This is a genomic window from Mycobacterium colombiense, from assembly GCF_001672755.1.
GTDB classification, from domain to species: Bacteria; Actinomycetota; Actinomycetes; order Mycobacteriales; family Mycobacteriaceae; genus Mycobacterium; species Mycobacterium colombiense_C.
Genome location: NZ_LZKI01000174.1, coordinates 1 through 658, shown reverse-complemented (window position 1 = coordinate 658; position 658 = coordinate 1). Strand labels below are relative to the sequence as shown.

Genomic DNA, 658 nt, shown 5'->3' with positions numbered 1-658 from the left:
CCGCGATGCGACTCGTCGCCGCAATCAACACCGAGCTCGACGCCGGCCTCACCGTCCGATCGCTGTTCGAGGCGCCCTCCGTCGCCGAGTTGGCGCCGCACGTTTGTGGAGGGGGAAGCAAGCTCACGCGGGTGGTGGCGGTCGACCGGCCGACCGTCGTGCCGTTGTCCTTCGCCCAGTCGCGACTCTGGTTCCTCGACCAGTTGCACGGGCCGTCGCCTGTGCACAACATGGCTGTGGCACTGCGCCTGAGCGGACGCTTGAACACCGATGCGATGGGCGCCGCCCTGGGCGACGTGGTGGCCCGCCACGAAAGCCTGCGGACGGTCTTCCCTGCGCAGCAGGGGACGCCCCGGCAAGTGGTCGTCCCGTCCGACAGCTCCGACGTCGGCTGGCAGGTCATCGATGCGCGTGGGTGGCCGATAGAGCGGCTGAGCGAAGCCATCGACACGGTGGCGCGGCACCGATTCGACTTGTCCGGCGAGATCCCTTTGCGGGCAATGCTTTTGCGTCTTGCGGAAGACGACCACGTGTTGGTGGCGGTGGCCCACCATATCGCCGCCGACGGGTGGTCACTCACCCCGCTGGTGCGCGATCTCGGGGTCGCCTATGCCGGCCGGTGCGACGGCCGTGCGCCGGATTGGTCGCCGCTGGCGGT

Annotated in this window: 1 protein-coding gene; it reads left to right on the top strand. The window is 69.3% G+C overall.

Features of this window, described 5'->3' with window-relative positions; all coding sequences use genetic code 11:
- On the top strand, window positions 1–658 hold a 658-nt coding region (locus A5708_RS22480), incomplete at both ends, for a condensation domain-containing protein (protein ID WP_196772720.1).